This window comes from Micromonospora sp. NPDC047134, from assembly GCF_040643455.1.
In the GTDB taxonomy this organism is placed as follows: Bacteria; Actinomycetota; Actinomycetes; order Mycobacteriales; family Micromonosporaceae; genus Micromonospora.
On the sequence record NZ_JBEYUI010000036.1, the window covers coordinates 18,648 to 36,760 of the forward strand.

The 18,113-nt window shown below is 70.3% G+C and carries 16 protein-coding genes; 10 read left to right on the forward strand and 6 right to left on the reverse strand.

Annotated features, from left to right (window positions below):
• Positions 1-13: 13 nt before the first annotated feature.
• The 5 genes from ABZ795_RS26985 to ABZ795_RS27005 form a co-directional block, all read right to left on the reverse strand.
• The gene (locus ABZ795_RS26985) at positions 14-2,569 is read right to left on the reverse strand and encodes an FtsX-like permease family protein (RefSeq protein ID WP_357532371.1); all 2,556 of its coding nucleotides are present in this window, start codon (positions 2,567-2,569) and stop codon (positions 14-16) included.
• A complete protein-coding gene (locus ABZ795_RS26990; protein WP_327025543.1) occupies positions 2,569-3,336 on the reverse strand; it encodes an ABC transporter ATP-binding protein in 768 nt (255 codons plus the stop codon). The genes ABZ795_RS26985 and ABZ795_RS26990 overlap by 1 nt, the downstream gene beginning before the upstream one ends.
• 285 nt (positions 3,337-3,621) lie before the next feature.
• Positions 3,622-4,308, reverse strand: coding sequence for a response regulator transcription factor (locus ABZ795_RS26995; protein ID WP_327025544.1), 687 nt, complete (start codon positions 4,306-4,308; stop codon positions 3,622-3,624).
• Between the two features lie 26 nt (positions 4,309-4,334).
• On the reverse strand, positions 4,335-5,528 hold the full coding sequence (locus ABZ795_RS27000; protein WP_357532372.1) for a sensor histidine kinase: 1,194 nt from the start codon (positions 5,526-5,528) through the stop codon (positions 4,335-4,337).
• A 77-nt stretch (positions 5,529-5,605) separates the two neighbouring features.
• Positions 5,606-6,520, reverse strand: a complete 915-nt coding sequence (locus ABZ795_RS27005; RefSeq protein ID WP_357532373.1) for a PD-(D/E)XK nuclease family protein — start codon at positions 6,518-6,520, stop codon at positions 5,606-5,608.
• A 141-nt stretch (positions 6,521-6,661) separates the two neighbouring features.
• On the opposite strand from ABZ795_RS27005, the gene ABZ795_RS27010 reads away from it, so the two are divergent.
• The 3 genes from ABZ795_RS27010 to ABZ795_RS27020 all read left to right on the forward strand — a co-directional run bounded on the left by ABZ795_RS27010 (position 6,662) and on the right by ABZ795_RS27020 (position 9,408).
• Positions 6,662-7,756: a M50 family metallopeptidase gene (locus ABZ795_RS27010; RefSeq protein ID WP_357532389.1), complete on the forward strand. Its 1,095-nt coding sequence runs from the start codon at positions 6,662-6,664 to the stop codon at positions 7,754-7,756.
• Positions 7,757-7,794: 38 nt separating this feature from the next.
• Positions 7,795-8,763 carry a tRNA (adenine-N1)-methyltransferase gene (locus ABZ795_RS27015; protein WP_357532390.1) on the forward strand — a complete coding sequence of 323 codons (969 nt, stop codon included), beginning with the start codon at positions 7,795-7,797 and terminating at the stop codon, positions 8,761-8,763.
• 72 nt (positions 8,764-8,835) lie between these two features.
• The gene (locus ABZ795_RS27020; RefSeq protein WP_327025548.1) at positions 8,836-9,408 is read left to right on the forward strand and encodes a hypothetical protein; all 573 of its coding nucleotides are present in this window, start codon (positions 8,836-8,838) and stop codon (positions 9,406-9,408) included.
• A 13-nt stretch (positions 9,409-9,421) separates the two neighbouring features.
• Here ABZ795_RS27020 and ABZ795_RS27025 read toward each other — a convergent pair whose 3' ends face one another.
• On the reverse strand, positions 9,422-9,715 hold the full coding sequence (locus ABZ795_RS27025; protein ID WP_327027098.1) for a ferredoxin: 294 nt from the start codon (positions 9,713-9,715) through the stop codon (positions 9,422-9,424).
• Positions 9,716-9,892: 177 nt separating this feature from the next.
• Here ABZ795_RS27025 and arc point away from each other — a divergent pair, with 177 nt between their 5' ends.
• The 7 genes from arc (at position 9,893) to prcA (ending at position 18,058) form a co-directional block, all read left to right on the forward strand.
• Positions 9,893-11,674, forward strand: coding sequence for a proteasome ATPase (gene arc / locus ABZ795_RS27030; protein WP_357532374.1), 1,782 nt, complete (start codon positions 9,893-9,895; stop codon positions 11,672-11,674).
• Positions 11,675-11,801: 127 nt separating this feature from the next.
• Positions 11,802-13,775, forward strand: coding sequence for a hypothetical protein (locus ABZ795_RS27035; RefSeq protein WP_357532375.1), 1,974 nt, complete (start codon positions 11,802-11,804; stop codon positions 13,773-13,775).
• Between the two features lie 110 nt (positions 13,776-13,885).
• On the forward strand, positions 13,886-15,403 hold the full coding sequence (gene dop / locus ABZ795_RS27040; protein WP_357532376.1) for a depupylase/deamidase Dop: 1,518 nt from the start codon (positions 13,886-13,888) through the stop codon (positions 15,401-15,403).
• 113 nt (positions 15,404-15,516) lie between these two features.
• Positions 15,517-15,732, forward strand: coding sequence for a ubiquitin-like protein Pup (locus tag ABZ795_RS27045; RefSeq protein ID WP_092380345.1), 216 nt, complete (start codon positions 15,517-15,519; stop codon positions 15,730-15,732).
• 95 nt (positions 15,733-15,827) lie between these two features.
• Positions 15,828-16,409 (forward strand): endonuclease VII domain-containing protein, encoded by a 582-nt coding sequence (locus ABZ795_RS27050; protein WP_357532377.1) that lies wholly within the window; start codon positions 15,828-15,830, stop codon positions 16,407-16,409.
• Positions 16,328-17,167, forward strand: coding sequence for a proteasome subunit beta (gene prcB / locus ABZ795_RS27055; protein ID WP_327025551.1), 840 nt, complete (start codon positions 16,328-16,330; stop codon positions 17,165-17,167). The genes ABZ795_RS27050 and prcB overlap by 82 nt, the downstream gene beginning before the upstream one ends.
• 60 nt (positions 17,168-17,227) lie before the next feature.
• Positions 17,228-18,058, forward strand: a complete 831-nt coding sequence (prcA, locus tag ABZ795_RS27060) for a proteasome subunit alpha (protein ID WP_357532378.1) — start codon at positions 17,228-17,230, stop codon at positions 18,056-18,058.
• Positions 18,059-18,113: the final 55 nt, after the last annotated feature.

An 18,113-nucleotide genomic window follows, 5' to 3' on the forward strand; every position in this document is an offset into this window, starting at 1 on the left:
CCTTACACACACCTCAGTCGTGGGCGATGGCGCCCAGGACGTTGATGCGGGCGGCGCGGATCGCCGGCAGCACCGCGGCGATCACCCCGATCAGGGCGGCCAGGCCGAGGAAGACCCCCATCTGGCCCCAGGGCAGCACCAGGTCGGTGATGCCCTCGTCGCGCAGGGCCTCGACCACGGCGGCACCCAGTCCGGTGCCGACGACCACGCCGAGCAGCGCGCCGAACACCGAGATCACCACCGCCTCCACGGTGATCATGCCCATGGTCTGCGACCGCTTCAGACCGATGGCGCGCAGCAGGCCCAGCTCCCGGGTCCGCTCCAGCACCGACAGGGCCAGGGTGTTGATGATGCCGAGTACGGCGATCACGATGGCCAGCGCCAGCAGGATGCGGATCATCGTGAGCAGGCTTTCGAGCTGACCGGCCTGCTGCTCGATGTAGGCGTCGAGGCTGACCACGGAGACCTCGGGGCTGTTGGCCAGCAACGCCTCGACGCGCGGCTGCACCTGGTCGACCGAGGTGCCGGACTCCAGTTGGACGAAGCCCTGGATGGGCTGCGGGATGGCGAAGTCGGCGGCCGACTGGGTCGGCACCACCATCTGCACCCCGGTGAACAGCGGTGAGTCGTCGAAGACGCCGGTGACGGTGAAGGTCTGCACCTCACCCCGGGCGAACTGGATCGGCACGGTCGAGCCGACCGACAGGCCCCGGTCCTTCGCGGTGTCCGTGCTGACCAGCAGCTCACCGGGGCCCAGCCGGTCGATGTTCCCGGCGGAGGCGGTCAGGCTGTAGACCTGACGCAGGGCGGCCGGTTCGGTCACCGCTCCGGTGTAGGTGCGCTCGCCGTCGACCAGGGACATGTCGCCGTAGAGGCCGTCGACCAGCCGTACCCCGGGGATGGTCTTCGCCTCCTCCAGCACGGCGGGGTCGAAGGTCGGGGGGCGGGGGCCGGACTGCGCCCCGGCGATCACCAGTTCCGCCTTGACGGTGTCCTGGGCCAGGCCGCTGATGCTGCTCTTGGCCGAGTCCAGGATGACGGTGATGCCGGTGACCAGGGCGATGCCGACCATCAGGGCGGCGGCCGTGATGGCGGTACGGCGGGGGTTGCGGCCGGAGTTGAGCCGGCCCAGCTTGCCGGGCACCCAGCCGGAGAAGATCGCCCCCAGGGCGGCCACCACGGGCTTGCTGATCAGCGGGGTCAGCAGGGCCACCCCGATGAAGGCGAACAGCACCCCACCCAGGATGGTGGCCAGGGTGTTGCCTCCGGCGTATCCGCCCAGGCCGAGGAAGAGCAGGGTGGCGCCGATCGCGGTGACCACCGCCCCGGCGATGGTGATCTTCGTAAGGGGGCGGTCCGGGGTGGCGACGTCCTGCATCGCCGCGATCGGGGGGATCCGCGCGGCCCGCAGCGCCGGCAGCAGCGCCGCCAGCACGGTGATGACCAGGCCGACCCCGAAGGCGCCGATCACCGCGGAGGCCGGAACCCCGATCCCGGCCAGGTCCATCCCGCCGGCGAGGTTGCTGAACAGGGCCGCCAGCAGGGCCCCGATGCCGATGCCGGCGGCCAGGCCGAACACCGCGGCGATCAGGCCGATGGCGATGGCCTCCAGCACCACCGAGCCGATGATCTGCTTGCCGCTGGCACCGACGGCCCGCAGCAGAGCCAGCTCGCGGGTGCGCTGCGCCACGATGATCGAGAAGGTGTTGAGGATGAGGAAGGTGCCGACCAGCAGGGCCACCGCGGCGAAGCCGAGCAGGATCCGGTTGAAGAAGGAGAGCCCCTCCTTCAGCCCGGCGGAGGCTTCGGCGGAGAGCTGCTCACCGGTCTTCACCTCGTAGCCGTCGCCGACCGCGGCGGCCACCGAGTCGCGCAACTGGGTGTCGGAGACCCCCGCTGCGGCGGTCACCACGATGTTGCTGTAGACGTCCGGCTCACCGAGCATCAGCTGCTGCGCCACCGGGGTGGTGAACAGGATCTCGTTGGCGCCACCCATGGAGTCCCGGTCGCCGCTGTAGCCGAAGATGCCGACGATGGTGAAGTCCTTGCGCGGGGCCAGGGTGAGCACCCCCACCCGGTCGCCGACGGCCACCTTGGCCGTGGTCGCCAGACCCTTGTTGATCACGATCTCGTCGTCGGCCTGCGGTTCCCGGCCATCCCGCAACTGCACCAGGTCGCCCTGGCCGACCCAGTTGCCGCCCATCTGCGGAGGCCCGAAGGAGGCGACCACCTTGCCGTTGCTGCCGATCAGTCGGGCCCCGTCGGCGAGCACCACACCGGTGGCCTCGGCCACCCCCTCGACCGCCTGGACCGTCGGCAGGGCGGCGGCCGGCACCGGGCTGGCCACCTGCATGCCCTCCATGCCGTTGCCCTGCACCTTGGGCTTGGCGGCCACACTGACGTCGACCTCTTCGTAGGCGTCGGCGAAGATCTGGTCGAAGGTACGGCCGAGGGTGTCGGTGAGGACGAAGGCACCGGAGACGAACATCACGCCCAGCACCACGGCCAGGCCGGACAACATCAGCCGGACCTTGCGGGCCAGCAGGCTCTTCAGTGTCGCCCGGAACATCAGCCGGCCACCTCGGTAAGGGTGTCCAGCTTCTTCATCGTGTCCAGCACGGTGTCGGCGGTCGGCTCGATCAGCTCGGAGACGATCTGCCCGTCGGCGAGGAAGACCACCCGGTCGGCGTACGCGGCGGCGGTCGGATCGTGGGTCACCATGACGATGGTCTGACCGTGCTGGCGTACGGAGTTGCGCAGGAAGTTGAGCACCTCCGCGCCGGCGCGGGAGTCCAGGTTGCCGGTCGGCTCGTCGGCGAAGATCACCTCGGGGCGGGCCACCAGCGCCCGCGCGCACGCCACCCGCTGCTGCTGGCCACCGGAGAGCTGGGCCGGCCGGTGATCGAGGCGGTCCCGCAGCCCGACCGTGTCGATCACGGTGTCGTACCACGCCGGGTCGGGTTTGCGACCGGCGATGGACAGCGGCAGCAGGATGTTCTCCTTGGCGGTCAACGTCGGCAGCAGGTTGAACTGCTGGAAGATGAAGCCGATCTTGTCCCGGCGCAACTTCGTCAGGCCGGCGTCACCCAGGCCGGTGACCGTGGTGTCGCCGACGTGCACCGTGCCCCGGGTGACCGTGTCCAGCCCGGCCAGGCAGTGCATCAGTGTCGACTTGCCGGAGCCCGAGGGGCCCATGATCGCGGTGAACCGGCCACGCTCGAACTCGGCAGTGACCCCCCGTAGCGCGATGACCTGAGCCTCGCCGCTGCCGTAAACCTTCCACACGTCGCTCGCCCGGGCTGCGGCCTCTGCCGATCGGCCTGTCGTAGCGGTCACGTCAAGAACCTCTCCGTCGCTGTTCATCTCGTGCCGCCCCCGGTGGATCTCGGCACGCCTTCAATCATCTGCGCCAAGCGCCGTGGTTCCCTACAACTCCGGGCGGAGATGCGGCGGATTTCCGACTGCGGGTAGCCCCCCACTCGGGGTCAGGGTTAACCCCGACCAGCACGATGAGTGGCGCTGAGGCTCGTCGTCCCGACGACGATCCGCGACTTTACCCCCGTGAACGGCAACCGCCTTAGGTGCAGAACGTCACCCTATGTGACCGATGCAACGGTCACGTTACGCCCCCGGCCGGACCAGACCCGACTCGTACGCGAACACCACCGCCTGCACCCGGTCGCGCAGCCCGAGCTTGGTCAACACATGTCCGACATGGGTCTTGATGGTGGTCTCGCTCACCGACAGGGTCCGGGCGATCTCCGCGTTGGACAGCCCTCGGGCCACCTGCACCAGCACCTCCCGTTCCCGGTCGGTGAGCCTGCTCAACGCCGGCGGTGGGGCGGCCGCCGGATCGGGCAGCACGTCGGCGAAGCGGTCCAGCAGCCGGCGCAGGATGCGGGGGGCCACCACGGCCTCACCGGCGGCCACCGTGCGGATCGCCGCCACCAGATCCTCGGCCGGCACGTCCTTGGCCAGGAAGCCGCTGGCCCCGGCCCGCAGCCCACCCACCACGTACTCGTCGAGTTCGAAGGTGGTCAGGATCAGCACCCGGACCGGCAGTTGGGCCTCGACGATCGCCCGGGTGGCGCTGACTCCGTCCATCCGGGGCATCCGCACATCCATCAACACCACGTCGGGCAGCAGCCGACGGGACAACTCCACCGCCTCCGCGCCGTCGCCGGCCTCGGCCACGATGTCCAGGTCCGGCTCCGCGCCGAGCACCATCCGGAATCCGGTACGCAGCAACGGCTGGTCATCGGCGAGCAGAATGCGCACCGGTCGGGTCGACGTCGTCGGCTCGGCCATCTCATCCTCCGGGGTCAGGGTGCCGCTCACCGGGCGTCGGCCAGGGGTTCGACCGGGATGCGCGCGTACACCCGGTAGCCGCCGCCGGTGCGGGCCCCGGTGCGCAGGACACCACCGTAGAGGGCGACCCGCTCGCGCATCCCGACCAGGCCGTGCCCGACCCTGCGGTGCCCGGGTGCCGGTCCCCGGCCGGTGTCGGTGACCTCCACCTCCACGGCGTCACCGGGAAAACCGACCCGCACCTGGGCGGTGGCCTGACCGGCATGTTTCAGGGCGTTGGTCAACGCCTCCTGCACGATCCGGTACACGGTCAGCGCCACCCCCTGCTCCACCGGCCCCGGGGTGCCGGCCACCGTGAAGGTCACCGGCAGCCCGGCCTCGCGCACCTGTTCGACCAGGGTCTCGATGCCGGCCAACCCCGGCTGTGGGGCCAGGTCGGCGGCCGGCTCCGCCTCGGTACGCAGCACATCCAACAGCCGTCGCAACTCCCGCAGGGTGGCCCGGCTGGTCTCCTCGATGGTGGCGACGGCCTCGTCGGCGGCGTCCGGGTCACGGCGCAGCACCCGCCGGACCCCGGTGGCCAGCACCCCCATCACGCTGACGTGGTGGGCCACCACGTCGTGCAGTTCCCGGGCGATGCGGCGCTGCTCGTCCGCGACCGCCTGCTCGGCCAGGGCCCGCTGGTTCGCCTCGGCCACCCGGGCCCGCTCCCGCAGGGCCTCGATCGAGGTACGTCGGGCGTGCACGGCCCGACCCACCGAGAAGGACACGATCCCCACCAGCAGGTTGTTCGCGATCAGGTACGCCGAGCTGAGCTGGGGCAGCGACTCCGCCGGCAGCACCAGCGCGTTGACCAGGGACACCGGCACCCACAGCAGCACGGCGGCCAGCAACGCCGGGCGCACCGCGTGGTGGGCGGCGAGGGTGTACGTGAGCACGGCGAAGGTGAAACTCTGCGTCGCGACGTTCGCCTCGAACAGCATCGGCAGGACCAGGGTCGCCACCGCGGCGGTCACGGCGGCCCAGGGCGCCAACCGGCGCAGGATCACCGGAGCGGCGCACAGCAGGCTCCAGCCCAGAGCCACCGGCAGGGACCGGGGCCAGAACTCCCGTGGGGTCAGCAGAGTGAGCAAGGCCTCGGCCAGGACCAGCCCGACCGCCAGCAGGCCGTCGGCGACCAGCGGACGCCGACGCAGCCGCTGCCTCAGCCCTGTGTACACAGCCCGACGCTAGCCGCTCCGTCCCCAGGAAAGATCATCCCGGGTGGTGACCCCGGGCTCCTCCCTGGGGACGAGGGTCACTCGTCCGCGCCGGGCTGCGCCGGACGGGACCGGGCATCACGCAGCGGGTCGGGTATCGCGGCCTGCTCCGGAAACGGCGGCGGGGTGCCGCCGTAACTGGGACAGAGGGCCTGATGGCTGCACCAGTCGCAGAGCCGGCTGGGACGGGGCCGGAAATCCTGCGCGGTGGTGGCCTGCTCGATGGCCCGCCACAGCGCCACCACGGTGCGTTCGAAACGCACCAGTTCCTCCTCCTCCGGGGCGTAGTCGCACACCTCGGCGTCGCGCAGGTAGAGCAGCCGCAGCACCCGGGGCACCACCCCCCGGGTACGCCACAGCACCAGCGCGTAGAACTTGAGCTGGAACAAGGCCCGAGACTCGAAGGCCTCGCGGGGCGCCCCGCCGGTCTTGTAGTCCACCACCCGCAAGGCGCCGTCGGGGGCCACATCCAGCCGGTCCAGGTAGCCGCGGATGAGCAACTCGTCGTCGATCACCGCGGAGATCAGACTCTCCCGCTCGGCCGGCTCCAACCGGCGCGGATCCTCCACCGCGAAGTAGCCCTTGAGCAGGCTCGCCGCCGAACGCAGGAACTCGGCCGGGTCGACCTGCCCCTCGTCGGTGAACAGCCCGGCCAGCTCCGGCTGCTCGGTGACCAGCCGGTCCCACTGCGGGACGACGAGATCACCGGCGGCCTCCGGGGTGCGGCCGGCCGCCGGCAGGTCGAACAGCCGCTCCAGCACCGCGTGCACGAGGGTGCCCCGGGCCTGCTCGACCGTGGGCCGCTCGGGCAGCCGGTCGATGCTGCGGAAACGGTAGAGCAGGGGGCAGGTCTTGAAGTCGGCCGCCCGTGAGGGTGACAGCGAGGCCCGCACGGTCGGCGGCAACGGGGCCGCGGTCGCAACCTGCTGTGTGATCACCGGATCCGCTGTCATGCCGTGGAACATTAAGGCACCGGTACGACAGTGCAGCCGCCGCCGCACCGAACAGGTGATCTCCGGCCGCGTAGCATCGGCTCGGTGGAACAGAGCAGGCAGCCGCAGCCAGGCCGGCGTTCCGGCCTACAGGTCGGTCGGATCTTCGGGGTGCCGCTGTACCTGAACGCCTCGATCCTGCTGCTGGCAGTGCTGATCATCGTGCTCTACGGCGAGTTGGCCGGCCAACGGTTGCAGCTCTCGCCCGCCGCCGGCTACCTGGTCGGCGCCGGGTTCGTCGGTGCGTTGCTCGGCTCGGTGCTGGCCCACGAACTCGGCCACGCGCTGACCGCACGGCACTTCGGCATCGGGGTGCGGGGGATCACCCTGGAACTGCTCGGCGGGTACACCGAGATGGACCGCGACGCCCCCTCACCCCGGGTGGACCTGCTGGTCTCCCTGGCCGGGCCGGCGGTCTCCGCGGTGCTCGGCGGGGCCGCCGTCGCCGCCACCCTGGCCCTGCCCGACCGCACGGTGGCCCATCAGCTCGCCTTCCAACTGGCGGTGAGCAACGTCATCGTCGCCCTGTTCAACAGCCTGCCCGGCCTGCCCCTGGACGGCGGGCGGGCCCTGCGGGCGGTGGTGTGGGCGATCACCCGAGACCGGCACCGGGCCACCGAGGTGGCCGGTTGGGTGGGTCGGGTCCTGGCCCTGGGCACGGTGGCGCTGGTCGGGCTGCTCTACGCCGCCGACATCCTCAGTCTGCTGGCGCTGCCGTTGACCGGGCTGGTCGCGCTGACCATCTGGCACGGTGCCGGGCAGTCGATCCGGTTGGCCCGCATCGGCCGGCGGCTGCCCCTGGTCGACCTGGCCCACCTGGCCCGGCCGGTGCTCGCCGTGCCCACCGGCACCCCGTTGGCCGAGGCCCAGCGCCGGGCCGAAGAGCTCACCCCGCGACGGCCGGTGGCCGTGCTGGTGACCGACGGCTCAGGCCGACCGGTGGGGGTGGTCGACCCGGCCGCGGCGGCCGCCGTACCACCGCACCGCCGACCCTGGCTGGCCGTGGACGCCGTCGCCCGCGGGGTGGCCGACCTGCCGAGAATGCCGGTGGACACCGACGGGGAGCGGGTGCTGGAGACCGTGCAGGCCCACCCGGGCGCGCAGTACCTCGTGACCGCAGGCGAAGATGTCGTCGGCATTCTGCACATCGCGGATCTGGCGCAACTGCTCGAACCTCACCGGAAGATGAACACGTGACCGTGACCCACTCGAACCCGGCCACCCCGGGGGACGCCGTGCCCGCCCAGACACCGGAGCTGACCCCGGTGCACCGGGGGCCGTTCCGGCCCGGCGACCGGGTACAGCTGACCGATCCCAAGGGCCGGATGCACACGGTCACCCTGGAGCCGGGCAAACAGTTCCACACCCACCGGGGCATCCTGGCGCACGACGCCCTCATCGGGCTGCCCGACGGCAGCGTGGTCACCACCTCCGGCGGCGGTACGGCCTTCCTGGCGCTGCGTCCCCTGCTGTCGGACTATGTGCTGTCCATGCCGCGTGGCGCCCAGGTGATCTACCCCAAGGACTCCGCCCAGATCGTCGCCATGGGGGACATCTTCCCCGGCGCCAAGGTGCTGGAGGCCGGAGCCGGTTCCGGGGCGTTGAGCTGTTCCCTGCTGCGGGCCGTCGGGGCCGGGGGCGAACTGCACTCCTATGAGCTGCGCGAGGACTTCGCCCAGATCGCCCGGCGCAACGTGGAGTCCTTCTTCAACGGGCCCCACCCGGCCTGGCGTCTGCACGTCGGTGACGTCGGCGAGTGCACCGAGACGGGTTTCGACCGGATCATCCTGGACATGCTGGCCCCCTGGGAGAACCTCGACATGGTCGAGCGGGCCCTGCTGCCCGGGGGTGTCTTCATCGGCTACGTCGCCACCACCCCGCAGCTGTCCGAGCTGGTCGAGGCGTTGCGGGAGCGGGGCGGCTGGACCGAGCCGAGGGCCTGGGAGTCCCTGGTGCGGGACTGGCACGCCGAAGGGCTGGCGGTGCGACCGGACCACCGGATGATCGCCCACACCGCCTTCCTCGTCTCCGCGCGTAAGCTCGCCCCCGGAGTCACCGCACCGCCGCGCCGCCGCAAACCCAGCAAGGGCACGGAGGCGTACGTGCAACGTCGCCAGGCGTTGCGGGACGCGGAGGCGGCCCGGCAGGCGAGCGCCCTGTCGCAGACGCAACCGGACACCATGCAGGAGACGGGCAGGCCGTGACGGCGGAATGGGGCGGCTGACAGTGAACGGGCTGAACCTGGCTGCGGGTGGGCGGTGGCCGGGGGTGACCGCATGAGTCGTCCCGGTTTCGGCGGCGGCGACCTGCCGGCGGTCTTCCCGGACTGGTCGCCCTACACCGACCTCGAATCGGCGGCGCGGGCCTACCTGCGTGACCCGGACGTCGCCTTGGAGGCCCTCGGCGGGGTGCTGCGGGGGGCCTCCGTGCTCGGCTTCACCCTGGAACGCTTCGTCAACGAGGTCAACGGGGTGTGGCAGGAGGTCGTCGTCTGCGACGGCAGCCGACTGGTGCTCTGGCACGGCGAGGACGTGCCGCCGGGGGAGGGCCCACCCGGGTCGATGACCTCATCGCTGCGGGTGGTGCCGGTCTCCTCGGTCACCGAGGTCGGCTGCCGCCGACGGCTGTTCCGCCACGACAACGGCGAGATCCGGGTGGACAGCATCGACGTATATCTGCTGCTGACCTCGCTCGACGAGGCCACCCCCAGCGAGGAGGCGGCCGGTGGTCCCCGCCATGACGCGCTGCGCTTCGGCAAGACCCTGGACGACGGCGGGGCCGGGCAGATCGCCCGGCTGGAGGAGTTCGCCCGGCTGGTCGCCTCGGTGGTCGGTCGACCGCTGCTGTGAGCAGCGGGGTGGGTCAGTCCTCGGCCTCCGGGCCGGCGACCTCGACGCCGTCGCTGCCGCGTACGACGTGGATGCACTCGCCGGGGCACTCCCGCGCCGAGTCGATCACCTCGAGGCGCAGGTGTTCCGGTACGCCGACCCGGGCCCCCGGGGTCTGCTGAAGTTCACCGTCGGGGCCCTTGACGTAGGCCAGGCCGTCGACATCGAACTCGAAGACCTCCGGTGCGTACTGGACGCACAGCCCGTCACCCGTGCAGAGGTCCTGGTCCACCCAGACCTGCAACTCGTCGGTCGCGACCTCGGCCACCGGTGCACCCCCCATGTTCTCGCGTCCCACCCCTCGACGGTACCCGAATGCCCGTACCCGCCCGCCAACCCACCCTGGCGATCAAGCTTCGGTGACGGGCGCGTTGCGGAGGACCGAATCGGGCTCATAGCGGCTAGTGTTAGGTCAGAACGTTCAAGCCCCCCGGGGAGGTGGGACGTGGCACGCAGCGACGACGCGGACTCGCGCGCCGTACGGTGGGAGAAGGAGGCCCACGATCTCTCCACGCAGGTCGCGTTCCTTCAAGAGGAACTCGCTCTGGTGCGGCGCAAGTTGACGGAAAGCCCCCGACACGTGCGGCAGCTGGAAGAACGGCTGGCCGCGACTCAGGCGCAGCTGGCGCGGCTGTCCGAGAACAACGAACGCCTCGTGAGCACCCTCAAGGAGGCTCGCGCGCAGATCGTGACGCTCAAGGAGGAGATCGACCGGCTGGCGCAACCGCCCAGCGGGTACGGCGTCTTCCTGGCCCGGCACGACGACGGCACGGTGGACGTCTTCACCGGCGGACGCAAGCTCCGGGTCGCCGTCTCGCCCTCGCTCGACGTGGGTGAACTCCGCCGCGGTCAGGAGGTCCTGCTCAACGACGCGCTCAACATCGTCGACGCGTTCGGCTACGAGCGGGTCGGCGAGGTGGTCATGCTCAAGGAGATCCTGGTGGGCCCCGAGGGGGCGCCGGGTGACCGGGCACTGGTCGTCTCGCACTCCGATGAGGAACGGATCGTGCACCTGGCCGAGAGCCTGATCGGCAGTGCGATCCGGGCCGGCGACTCGCTCATGATCGAACCCCGCTCGGCGTACGCCTACGAGCGGATTCCCAAGAGCGAGGTCGAGGAACTGGTCCTGGAGGAGGTGCCGGACGTCGACTACGGCGACATCGGTGGCCTGCACTCCCAGATCGAGCAGATCCGCGACGCGGTGGAACTGCCCTTCCTGCACGCGGACCTGTTCCGGGAGCACCAGTTGCGTCCGCCGAAGGGCATCCTGCTCTACGGGCCGCCAGGCTGCGGCAAGACGCTGATCGCCAAGGCGGTCGCCAACTCCCTGGCCAAGAAGATCGCCGAGCGGCGGGGCGAGGAGAAGCACACCAGCTTCTTCCTCAACATCAAGGGCCCGGAGCTGCTCAACAAGTACGTCGGCGAGACCGAACGGCACATTCGGTTGATCTTCCAGCGGGCTCGGGAGAAGGCCGGCGAGGGCACCCCGGTCATCGTCTTCTTCGACGAGATGGATTCGGTCTTCCGGACCCGTGGCTCCGGGGTCTCCTCCGATGTGGAGAACACCATCGTTCCCCAGTTGCTCAGTGAGATCGACGGTGTCGAGGGCCTGGAGAACGTCATCGTCATCGGCGCCTCCAACCGGGAAGACATGATCGACCCGGCGATCCTGCGCCCTGGTCGCCTCGATGTGAAGATCAAGATCGAGCGTCCGGACGCCGAGGCGGCCAAGGACATCTTCTCCAAGTACATCCTCCCCGGCCTGCCGCTGCACGCCGACGACCTGGCCGAACACGGTGGAGACCCCCAGGCCACCGTCGCCGCCATGATCGACGCGGTGGTCCTGCGGATGTACTCCGAGACCGAGGAGAACCGCTTCCTGGAAGTCACCTACGCCAACGGTGACAAGGAGGTCCTGTACTTCAAGGACTTCAACTCCGGCGCGATGATCCAGAACATCGTCGACCGGGGCAAGAAGATGGCCATCAAGGAGTTCCTCACCTCCGGCCGCAAGGGGTTGCGCCTGCAACACCTGCTCGACGCCTGCGTCGACGAGTTCCGCGAGAACGAGGACCTGCCCAACACCACCAACCCCGACGACTGGGCCCGCATCTCCGGTAAGAAGGGCGAGCGGATCGTCTACATCCGCACCCTCGTCTCCGGCGGCAAGGGCACCGAGGCCGGTCGCTCCATCGAGACCGCCAGCAACACCGGCCAGTACCTCTGACGCAGCGCCCGCAGGGCCCGTGACGACAACCGTCACGGGCCCTGCGTGTGTGCACCTCGCCCACTGAGCGGAAACCGGACCTCGGCGCTAGACTCCGGACAACCCTCCCCGTATGCAAGGATTTCGCGTGCCCGCCGAGCAGAGCACCATGGCCCCGCCGGCCGTATCGAGCCCCACCGTCAGCCCCGGCGCGCCGTACCGTCGAGGCAACCTGGCCCTGCTCGCCGCCCTGCCGGCAGCCTGGCTGCTGCCGCTGGCCGCGGTCGCCCTCGACGCCCGCTGGGTGCTGCCCCCGCTGGTGCTGCTGGCCACCGCCAGTCTGCTGCGCGGCGGACGGACCCTGCTAGACCGGCTGCTGCTGGCCACCGTCCTGCTGGTCTGCCTCACCACCGCCGCCGGTCTGATCTTCGCGGTCTGGCCCTGGGGGATGGACCCGGTAGCGGTCAGCGGCACCGCCCTCACGGCCCTTCTGCTGACCGCCGGGATCACCGGGCGGCGTCCCACCCTGCCGCGCCCGGCCTGGACCGACCTGCTGCCCATCCTCGGCACCGGGGCCCTGCTCTGGTATCTGGCCCAGCCCCTGATCCGCGCCGGTGAACTCGGCAGCCGACTCAGCATCCTCAACCGGGGTGAGGACTACCTGCGCCACCTGAGCCTGGTGGACGTCATCGGGCGACACGGGGGTTACCTCTTCGTCGACCCCGGCTCAGTACGCGAGGACCTGTTCTCCGCCCTGGTGCACTACCCGCAGGGCTGGCACCTGCTGGTAGCCCTGCTCGACGGCCACCGCATCCCGCCGGGCGGCGGATCGGCCGGGACGGCCGCGGTGGAGCCCTTCCTCTGGTGGAACCTGGCCACCTTCGGTCTGCTGGTCCTGGCCCTGCTCTGGGCCGCACAGCGCCTTCCCGGCCCGCTGCATCCGCTGAGCCGGGGCGTGCTGACCGTCGTGGTCGGGGCTCTCATCCTCGGCAGCCAACTGCCCCGCATGCTGCTGTCCGGCTACCCTACCGAGACGATCGGGCTGACCCTCACGGTCGTACTCGCCGCGCTGGTCGCCCGGCCACTGGCCGCCCCCCGGGAACACTTCCTGCTGCTCGGTGCCCTGCTGGTCGGCATCGGCTACACCTACTACCTGTTCCTGCCCGCCGCGGGGGTGCTCGTCCTGGGGGCGCTGTTGCTGCGCCACCGGGAGGTACGCCGACTGCGCCGCAGCACCCTGGTCATCGGCCTGACCGCCGCCCTACTGGCCCCGGTGCCGATCCTGCTCGGGGTGTTCCGTGCCAACCAGACCGAGTCCCTGGCCGCCACCGTCGGACCGGACCTGACCGAGACCTGGCTGGCCCTGGGCGGCCTCGGGGCCTTCGTGGTGCCCGCCCTGCTGCTGCACGCCGTACGGATCGGCCGGGCTGACCCGGCCTGGCGACGGTGGCTGTTCGTGCTGCTGGTCAGCGTGGCGCTGACCCTGGCCATCGGTCAGGCCAGCATCAGTCTCAGCGGTCAGGCCGGCTACTACTTCAACAAGGCCGGTCACCTCACCACCGTGCTGCTCATCGTCGGCACCGCCGCAGTGGTGCGACTGCTGCCGGTGCCGACCCGTGGCCGTGCGGTGCGTACGGTCGTGGCCGCCTGCACCGCCGTGATCGTGGCCGCCGCCACGGTCTGGTTCGGCGGGGTCACCGGCTGGCAGCGCAGCCTGCTGGTGGTCGAACCGGACAGTTGGGCGCAGCGCTGGGTCCACCAGCACATCGATCCACCCACCCGGTCGGCCGCGGTGTGCGAGCAGGTCCACCAGCGCTATCCGGCCGTCGAGGGGGCCACCACCCTGATCCTCGACCGCCGCCCGTCGCAGTCCTACCTGGCGAACATCTGCATCTCCACCCTGCAGGGCACCACCGGTCAGACCGAAGCCGGCATCTACGAGATGGTCTTCCTGGAACCGGGTCGCACCTGGCAGATGCTGCACCGGGTACCCGGCGAGATCCGGCTGGTGGCGGTCACTGACGGAGCCCGGGTACGGGTCAACAGAATCCTGCGCGCCGTGCCGGAAATGGCCGGGCGAGTGACCGTCGAGACGATGATTATCGATGATCCGCCGAGTTGATCCGGCCGACCCGCGGCACACCGACCACCACGGCAGGCCCCTCTGGCCCCCGCAGCGGACTACCCTCGGACATGACGGGGATCGGTCGGGCAAGCGAAGCGGGTAGGTCGATGAGCGTAAGACGGATCATGGGCACCGAGGTCGAGTACGGCATCTCCGTGCCCGGCCAGGCCGGAGCCAACCCGATGGTCACCTCCTCTCAGGTGGTGAACGCCTACGGCGCCCGCCCGGAACTCAACCGGGGTGGCCGGGCGCGTTGGGACTACGAGGAGGAGTCGCCGCTACGTGACGCCCGGGGGTTCACCTACTCCGGCGCGGTGTACGACCCGGCCGAGGCCCTCGCCGACGAGGATCTGGGGCTGGCCAACGTCATCCTCACCAACGGGGCCCGGCTCTACGTGGACCACGCCCACCCCGAATACTCCACTCCGGAGGTCACCAACCCCCGGGACGTGGTCCGCTGGGACAAGGCGGGGGAGCGGGTGATGGCGGAGGCGGCCCGGCGGGCCGCCACCATCCCGGGCACCGCCCCGATCCAGCTCTACAAGAACAACACCGACAACAAGGGCGCCAGCTACGGAGCCCACGAGAACTACCTGATGCGGCGGCAGACCCCGTTCGCCGACATCGTGGCGTACCTGACCCCGTTCTTCGTAACCCGCCAGATCGTCTGCGGCGCCGGGCGGGTCGGCATCGGTCAGGACGGCGGCCAGAACGGCTTCCAGATCTCCCAACGTGCGGACTTCTTCGAAGTCGAGGTGGGGCTGGAGACCACCCTGAAGCGGCCGATCATCAACACCCGGGACGAGCCGCACGCCGACGCCGACAAGTACCGCCGGCTGCACGTCATCATCGGCGACGCCAACCTCTCGGAGATCTCCACCTATCTCAAGGTCGGCACCACCGCGCTGATCCTGACGATGATCGAGGAGAAGGCCCTCGGCTCGGATCTCGGCATCGCCGATCCGGTCGGTGAACTGCGTGCCGTCAGCCACGATCCCTCGCTGACCCATCGGATGCGGCTGCGTGACGGACGCCGACTGACCGCGTTGGACGTGCAGTGGGCGTACCTGGAGCGGGTGCGCGCGTTCGTGGATGACCGCTACGGCAGCGACGTCGACGAGCAGACCGCCGACGTACTGGACCGCTGGGAGTCCGTGCTGGACCGTCTAGGCCGCGACGTGATGCTCTGCGCGGACGAACTCGACTGGGTGGCCAAGCTGCGGTTGCTGGAGGGCTACCGGGACCGGGAGAAGCTCGCCTGGGGTTCGCACAAGCTGCAACTGGTCGACCTGCAGTACTCCGACGTACGCCCGGAGAAGGGGCTCTACCACCGGCTGGTCTCCCGGGGGGCGATGAAGACCCTGCTCAGCGACGAGGAGACCCGCTCGGCGATGACCGCGCCGCCGGAGGACACCCGGGCCTACTTCCGGGGCCGCTGCCTGGCGCAGTACGCCTCCGAGGTGGTCGCCGCCAGCTGGGACTCGGTCATCTTCGACGTCGGGCGGGAATCCCTGGTGCGGGTTCCGATGATGGAGCCGGAGCGGGGCACCCGAGCGCATGTCGGGGCCCTGTTCGACCGGTGCGCCAGCGCCAAGGATCTGCTGGAGAGCCTGACCGGCGGCTGACCGGCCGCCTTCGTCGATGTCTTCGGATGCGGGGTTTACATACCGGCGCGGGTGGGCGTTTCGTCGCCCCCGCGAGGTAAGTTCATCGCAGGGAGATCGTGGAGGAGGCAGCAGTGGCCACTCGTGACAGCGGCGGTCAGTCGCAGTCGGGCAAGTCCCGTCAGGGCGAAGAGGTCGAGGACGTCACCGTCGAGGCGAACCCGGAGGTCGCCGAGCGGCACGCCGAGATCACCGAGGACGTCGACGATCTGCTCGACGAGATCGACTCCGTCCTGGAGGAGAACGCCGAAGAGTTCGTGAGGGGGTATGTCCAGAAAGGGGGAGAATAAGGCATATGTCCGACTCTCCGCCTGGGATGGACAAGACCTGCCCTCAGTGTCAGCGTTCGTTGCCGCGAACAGAGTTTCACCGTAACCGCCGCCGTGTGGACGGTCTTGCCTATTACTGCAAGGCGTGCGCGACCACCCGGTCGGAGGCCAGCCGACGCAAGCGTGGCATTGCTCCGGCCCGACGATCGGCGGTACCGGTGGGACAGGGCCTGAAGTGGTGTCCCGACTGCGAGCAGATCAAGTCGCTGGACGATTTTCCGAGCACCAGCCGGAAGGCCAGCGGCCGGCACAGCTACTGCAAGCCCTGCCACAACGCGCGAGGCAAGGAGACCGCTCAGCGGCTCTACGGTGGGACCCGCGAGTACCACCTGCGGCGTCGCTACGGCATCGGGCAGGCGGAGTTCGACGAGCTATTGGCCGAGCAGGGTGGGGTCTGCGGGGCGTGCGGTGACCCCGATCCGGAACATGTGGACCACGATCATGCCACCGGGTGGGTGCGCGGGATACTCTGCTTCAACTGCAACGGTGGTCTTGGCCAGTTCCGTGACAGTCCGACGAGGCTGGCCAGGGCCATCACGTATCTGAGAGGAACCACGTGGCAGCGGGTTTTGATCCATCCGGGCGTCTACCAGATGTGTTCACCAACGCGGGGACGTCCTCCTTCACGTCGTTTCTGAGCAAAGTGGCCCCCGAGATGCTGCCCGGCCGCCGGCCGCTGCCCCCGGGCATGGCCGCCGACCTGGCTCCGCACGCCACCACCATCGTGGCCATCGCTGCCGCCGGTGGCGTCGTGATGGCCGGCGACCGGCGGGCCACCATGGGCAACCTGATCGCCCAGCGGGACATCGAGAAGGTGCACCCCGCCGACGCGTACTCGCTGGTCGGCATCGCCGGCACCGCCGGCATCGGCATCGAACTGATGCGACTGTTCCAGGTGGAGCTGGAGCACTACGAGAAGATCGAGGGCGCGATGCTCTCGCTCGACGGCAAGGCCAACCGCCTCGCCTCGATGATCCGCGGCAACCTCGGCGCCGCGATGCAGGGGCTGGCGGTGATCCCGCTGTTCGCCGGGTTCGACCTGGCCGCCAAGGACCCGGCCCGGGCTGGACGGATCTTCAGCTTCGACGTCACCGGCGGCCCGTACGAGGAGACCGGCTACGACGCGATCGGCTCGGGTTCACTGTTCGCCAAGTCGGCGTTGAAGAAGCGGTTCCGCGCCGGCCTGTCGGTCGACGACGCGGTACGGCTGGCCGTGGAGGCCCTCTACGATGCCGCCGACGACGACACCGCGACCGGTGGTCCGGACCTGACCCGGCGGATCTACCCGGTGGTGATGACCGCGACGGCGCAGGGCACGCACCGGCTGACCGACGCGGAGACCTCGGCCATCGCCGAGCGGGTCGTCGCCGGCCGGATGGAGAACCCGGGCGGCTGACCCGCTCCCGCATTCCCCACCTGATCGCAGTTGCCCAGCGCCTGAAGGAGAGCCGCCGCCGTGGCCATGCAGTTCTACGCCTCGCCCGAACAGATCATGCGCGACCGTTCCGAGTTGGCCCGCAAGGGCATCGCCCGGGGGCGGAGCGCGGTGGTCCTGAGCTACGCCGGCGGGGTCCTCTTCGTTGCCGAGAATCTCTCCAGCACCCTGCACAAGGTCAGCGAGATCTATGACCGGATCGGCTTCGCCGCAGTCGGCCGGTACAACGAGTTCGAGAACCTGCGCCGTGCCGGAGTGCGGATGGCCGACCTCAACGGGCTCAGCTACGACCGGCGTGACGTCACCGGTCTGGCGCTGGCCAACGCGTACGCGCAGACCCTCGGCGCCATCTTCACCGAACAGTCCAAGCCGTTCGAGGTGGAGATCTGCGTGGCCGAGGTGGGGGCCACCCCGGAGGAGGACTCGCTGTACCGGCTCACCTACGACGGTTCGGTGAACGACGAGCCGGGCCGGATGGCGATGGGCGGGCAGTCCGAGGCGATCGCCGGGGTGCTGAAGTCGAACCACCAGCCGGACATGTCGCTCGGTGACGCCGTGCGGGTGGCGGTGCAGGCGCTGGGCAGTGTCGGTGGTGAGGGCGGTGCCGCCCGGACGATCGCCGCGAACCAGTTGGAGGTGGCGGTCCTGGACCGCAGCCGGGTGGGGCGTACCTTCCGGCGGATCACCGGGGCGGCCCTGACCGCGCTGCTCGACGGTGAGGCGGCCGGTGAGGCCGCCGACGACGAGCGGGCGAAGACCCCGACCACCCCGACGGAGGAGGCGCACAAGCCGACCACCTCGGCGGGCTCGGCCGACCTGGAGGACAAGCCCGGCAACCCGTCGGAGTCCTGACCCCTCCCGCCCGACCTGGACATACCCTGTGCGGCGCTCGGCAGCCTAGTCTGCC

What these genes read in the sequence shown, in the direction of transcription:
- ABZ795_RS26985 (WP_357532371.1), bottom strand. Translation starts at nt 2,569, where the DNA reads ATGTTCCGGGCGACACTGAAGAGCCTGCTGGCCCGCAAGGTCCGGCTG.
- ABZ795_RS26995 (WP_327025544.1), bottom strand. Translation starts at nt 4,308, where the DNA reads ATGGCCGAGCCGACGACGTCGACCCGACCGGTGCGCATTCTGCTCGCC.
- ABZ795_RS27005 (WP_357532373.1), bottom strand. Translation starts at nt 6,520, where the DNA reads ATGACAGCGGATCCGGTGATCACACAGCAGGTTGCGACCGCGGCCCCG.
- ABZ795_RS27020 (WP_327025548.1), top strand. Translation starts at nt 8,836, where the DNA reads ATGAGTCGTCCCGGTTTCGGCGGCGGCGACCTGCCGGCGGTCTTCCCG.
- dop (WP_357532376.1), top strand. Translation starts at nt 13,886, where the DNA reads ATGAGCGTAAGACGGATCATGGGCACCGAGGTCGAGTACGGCATCTCC.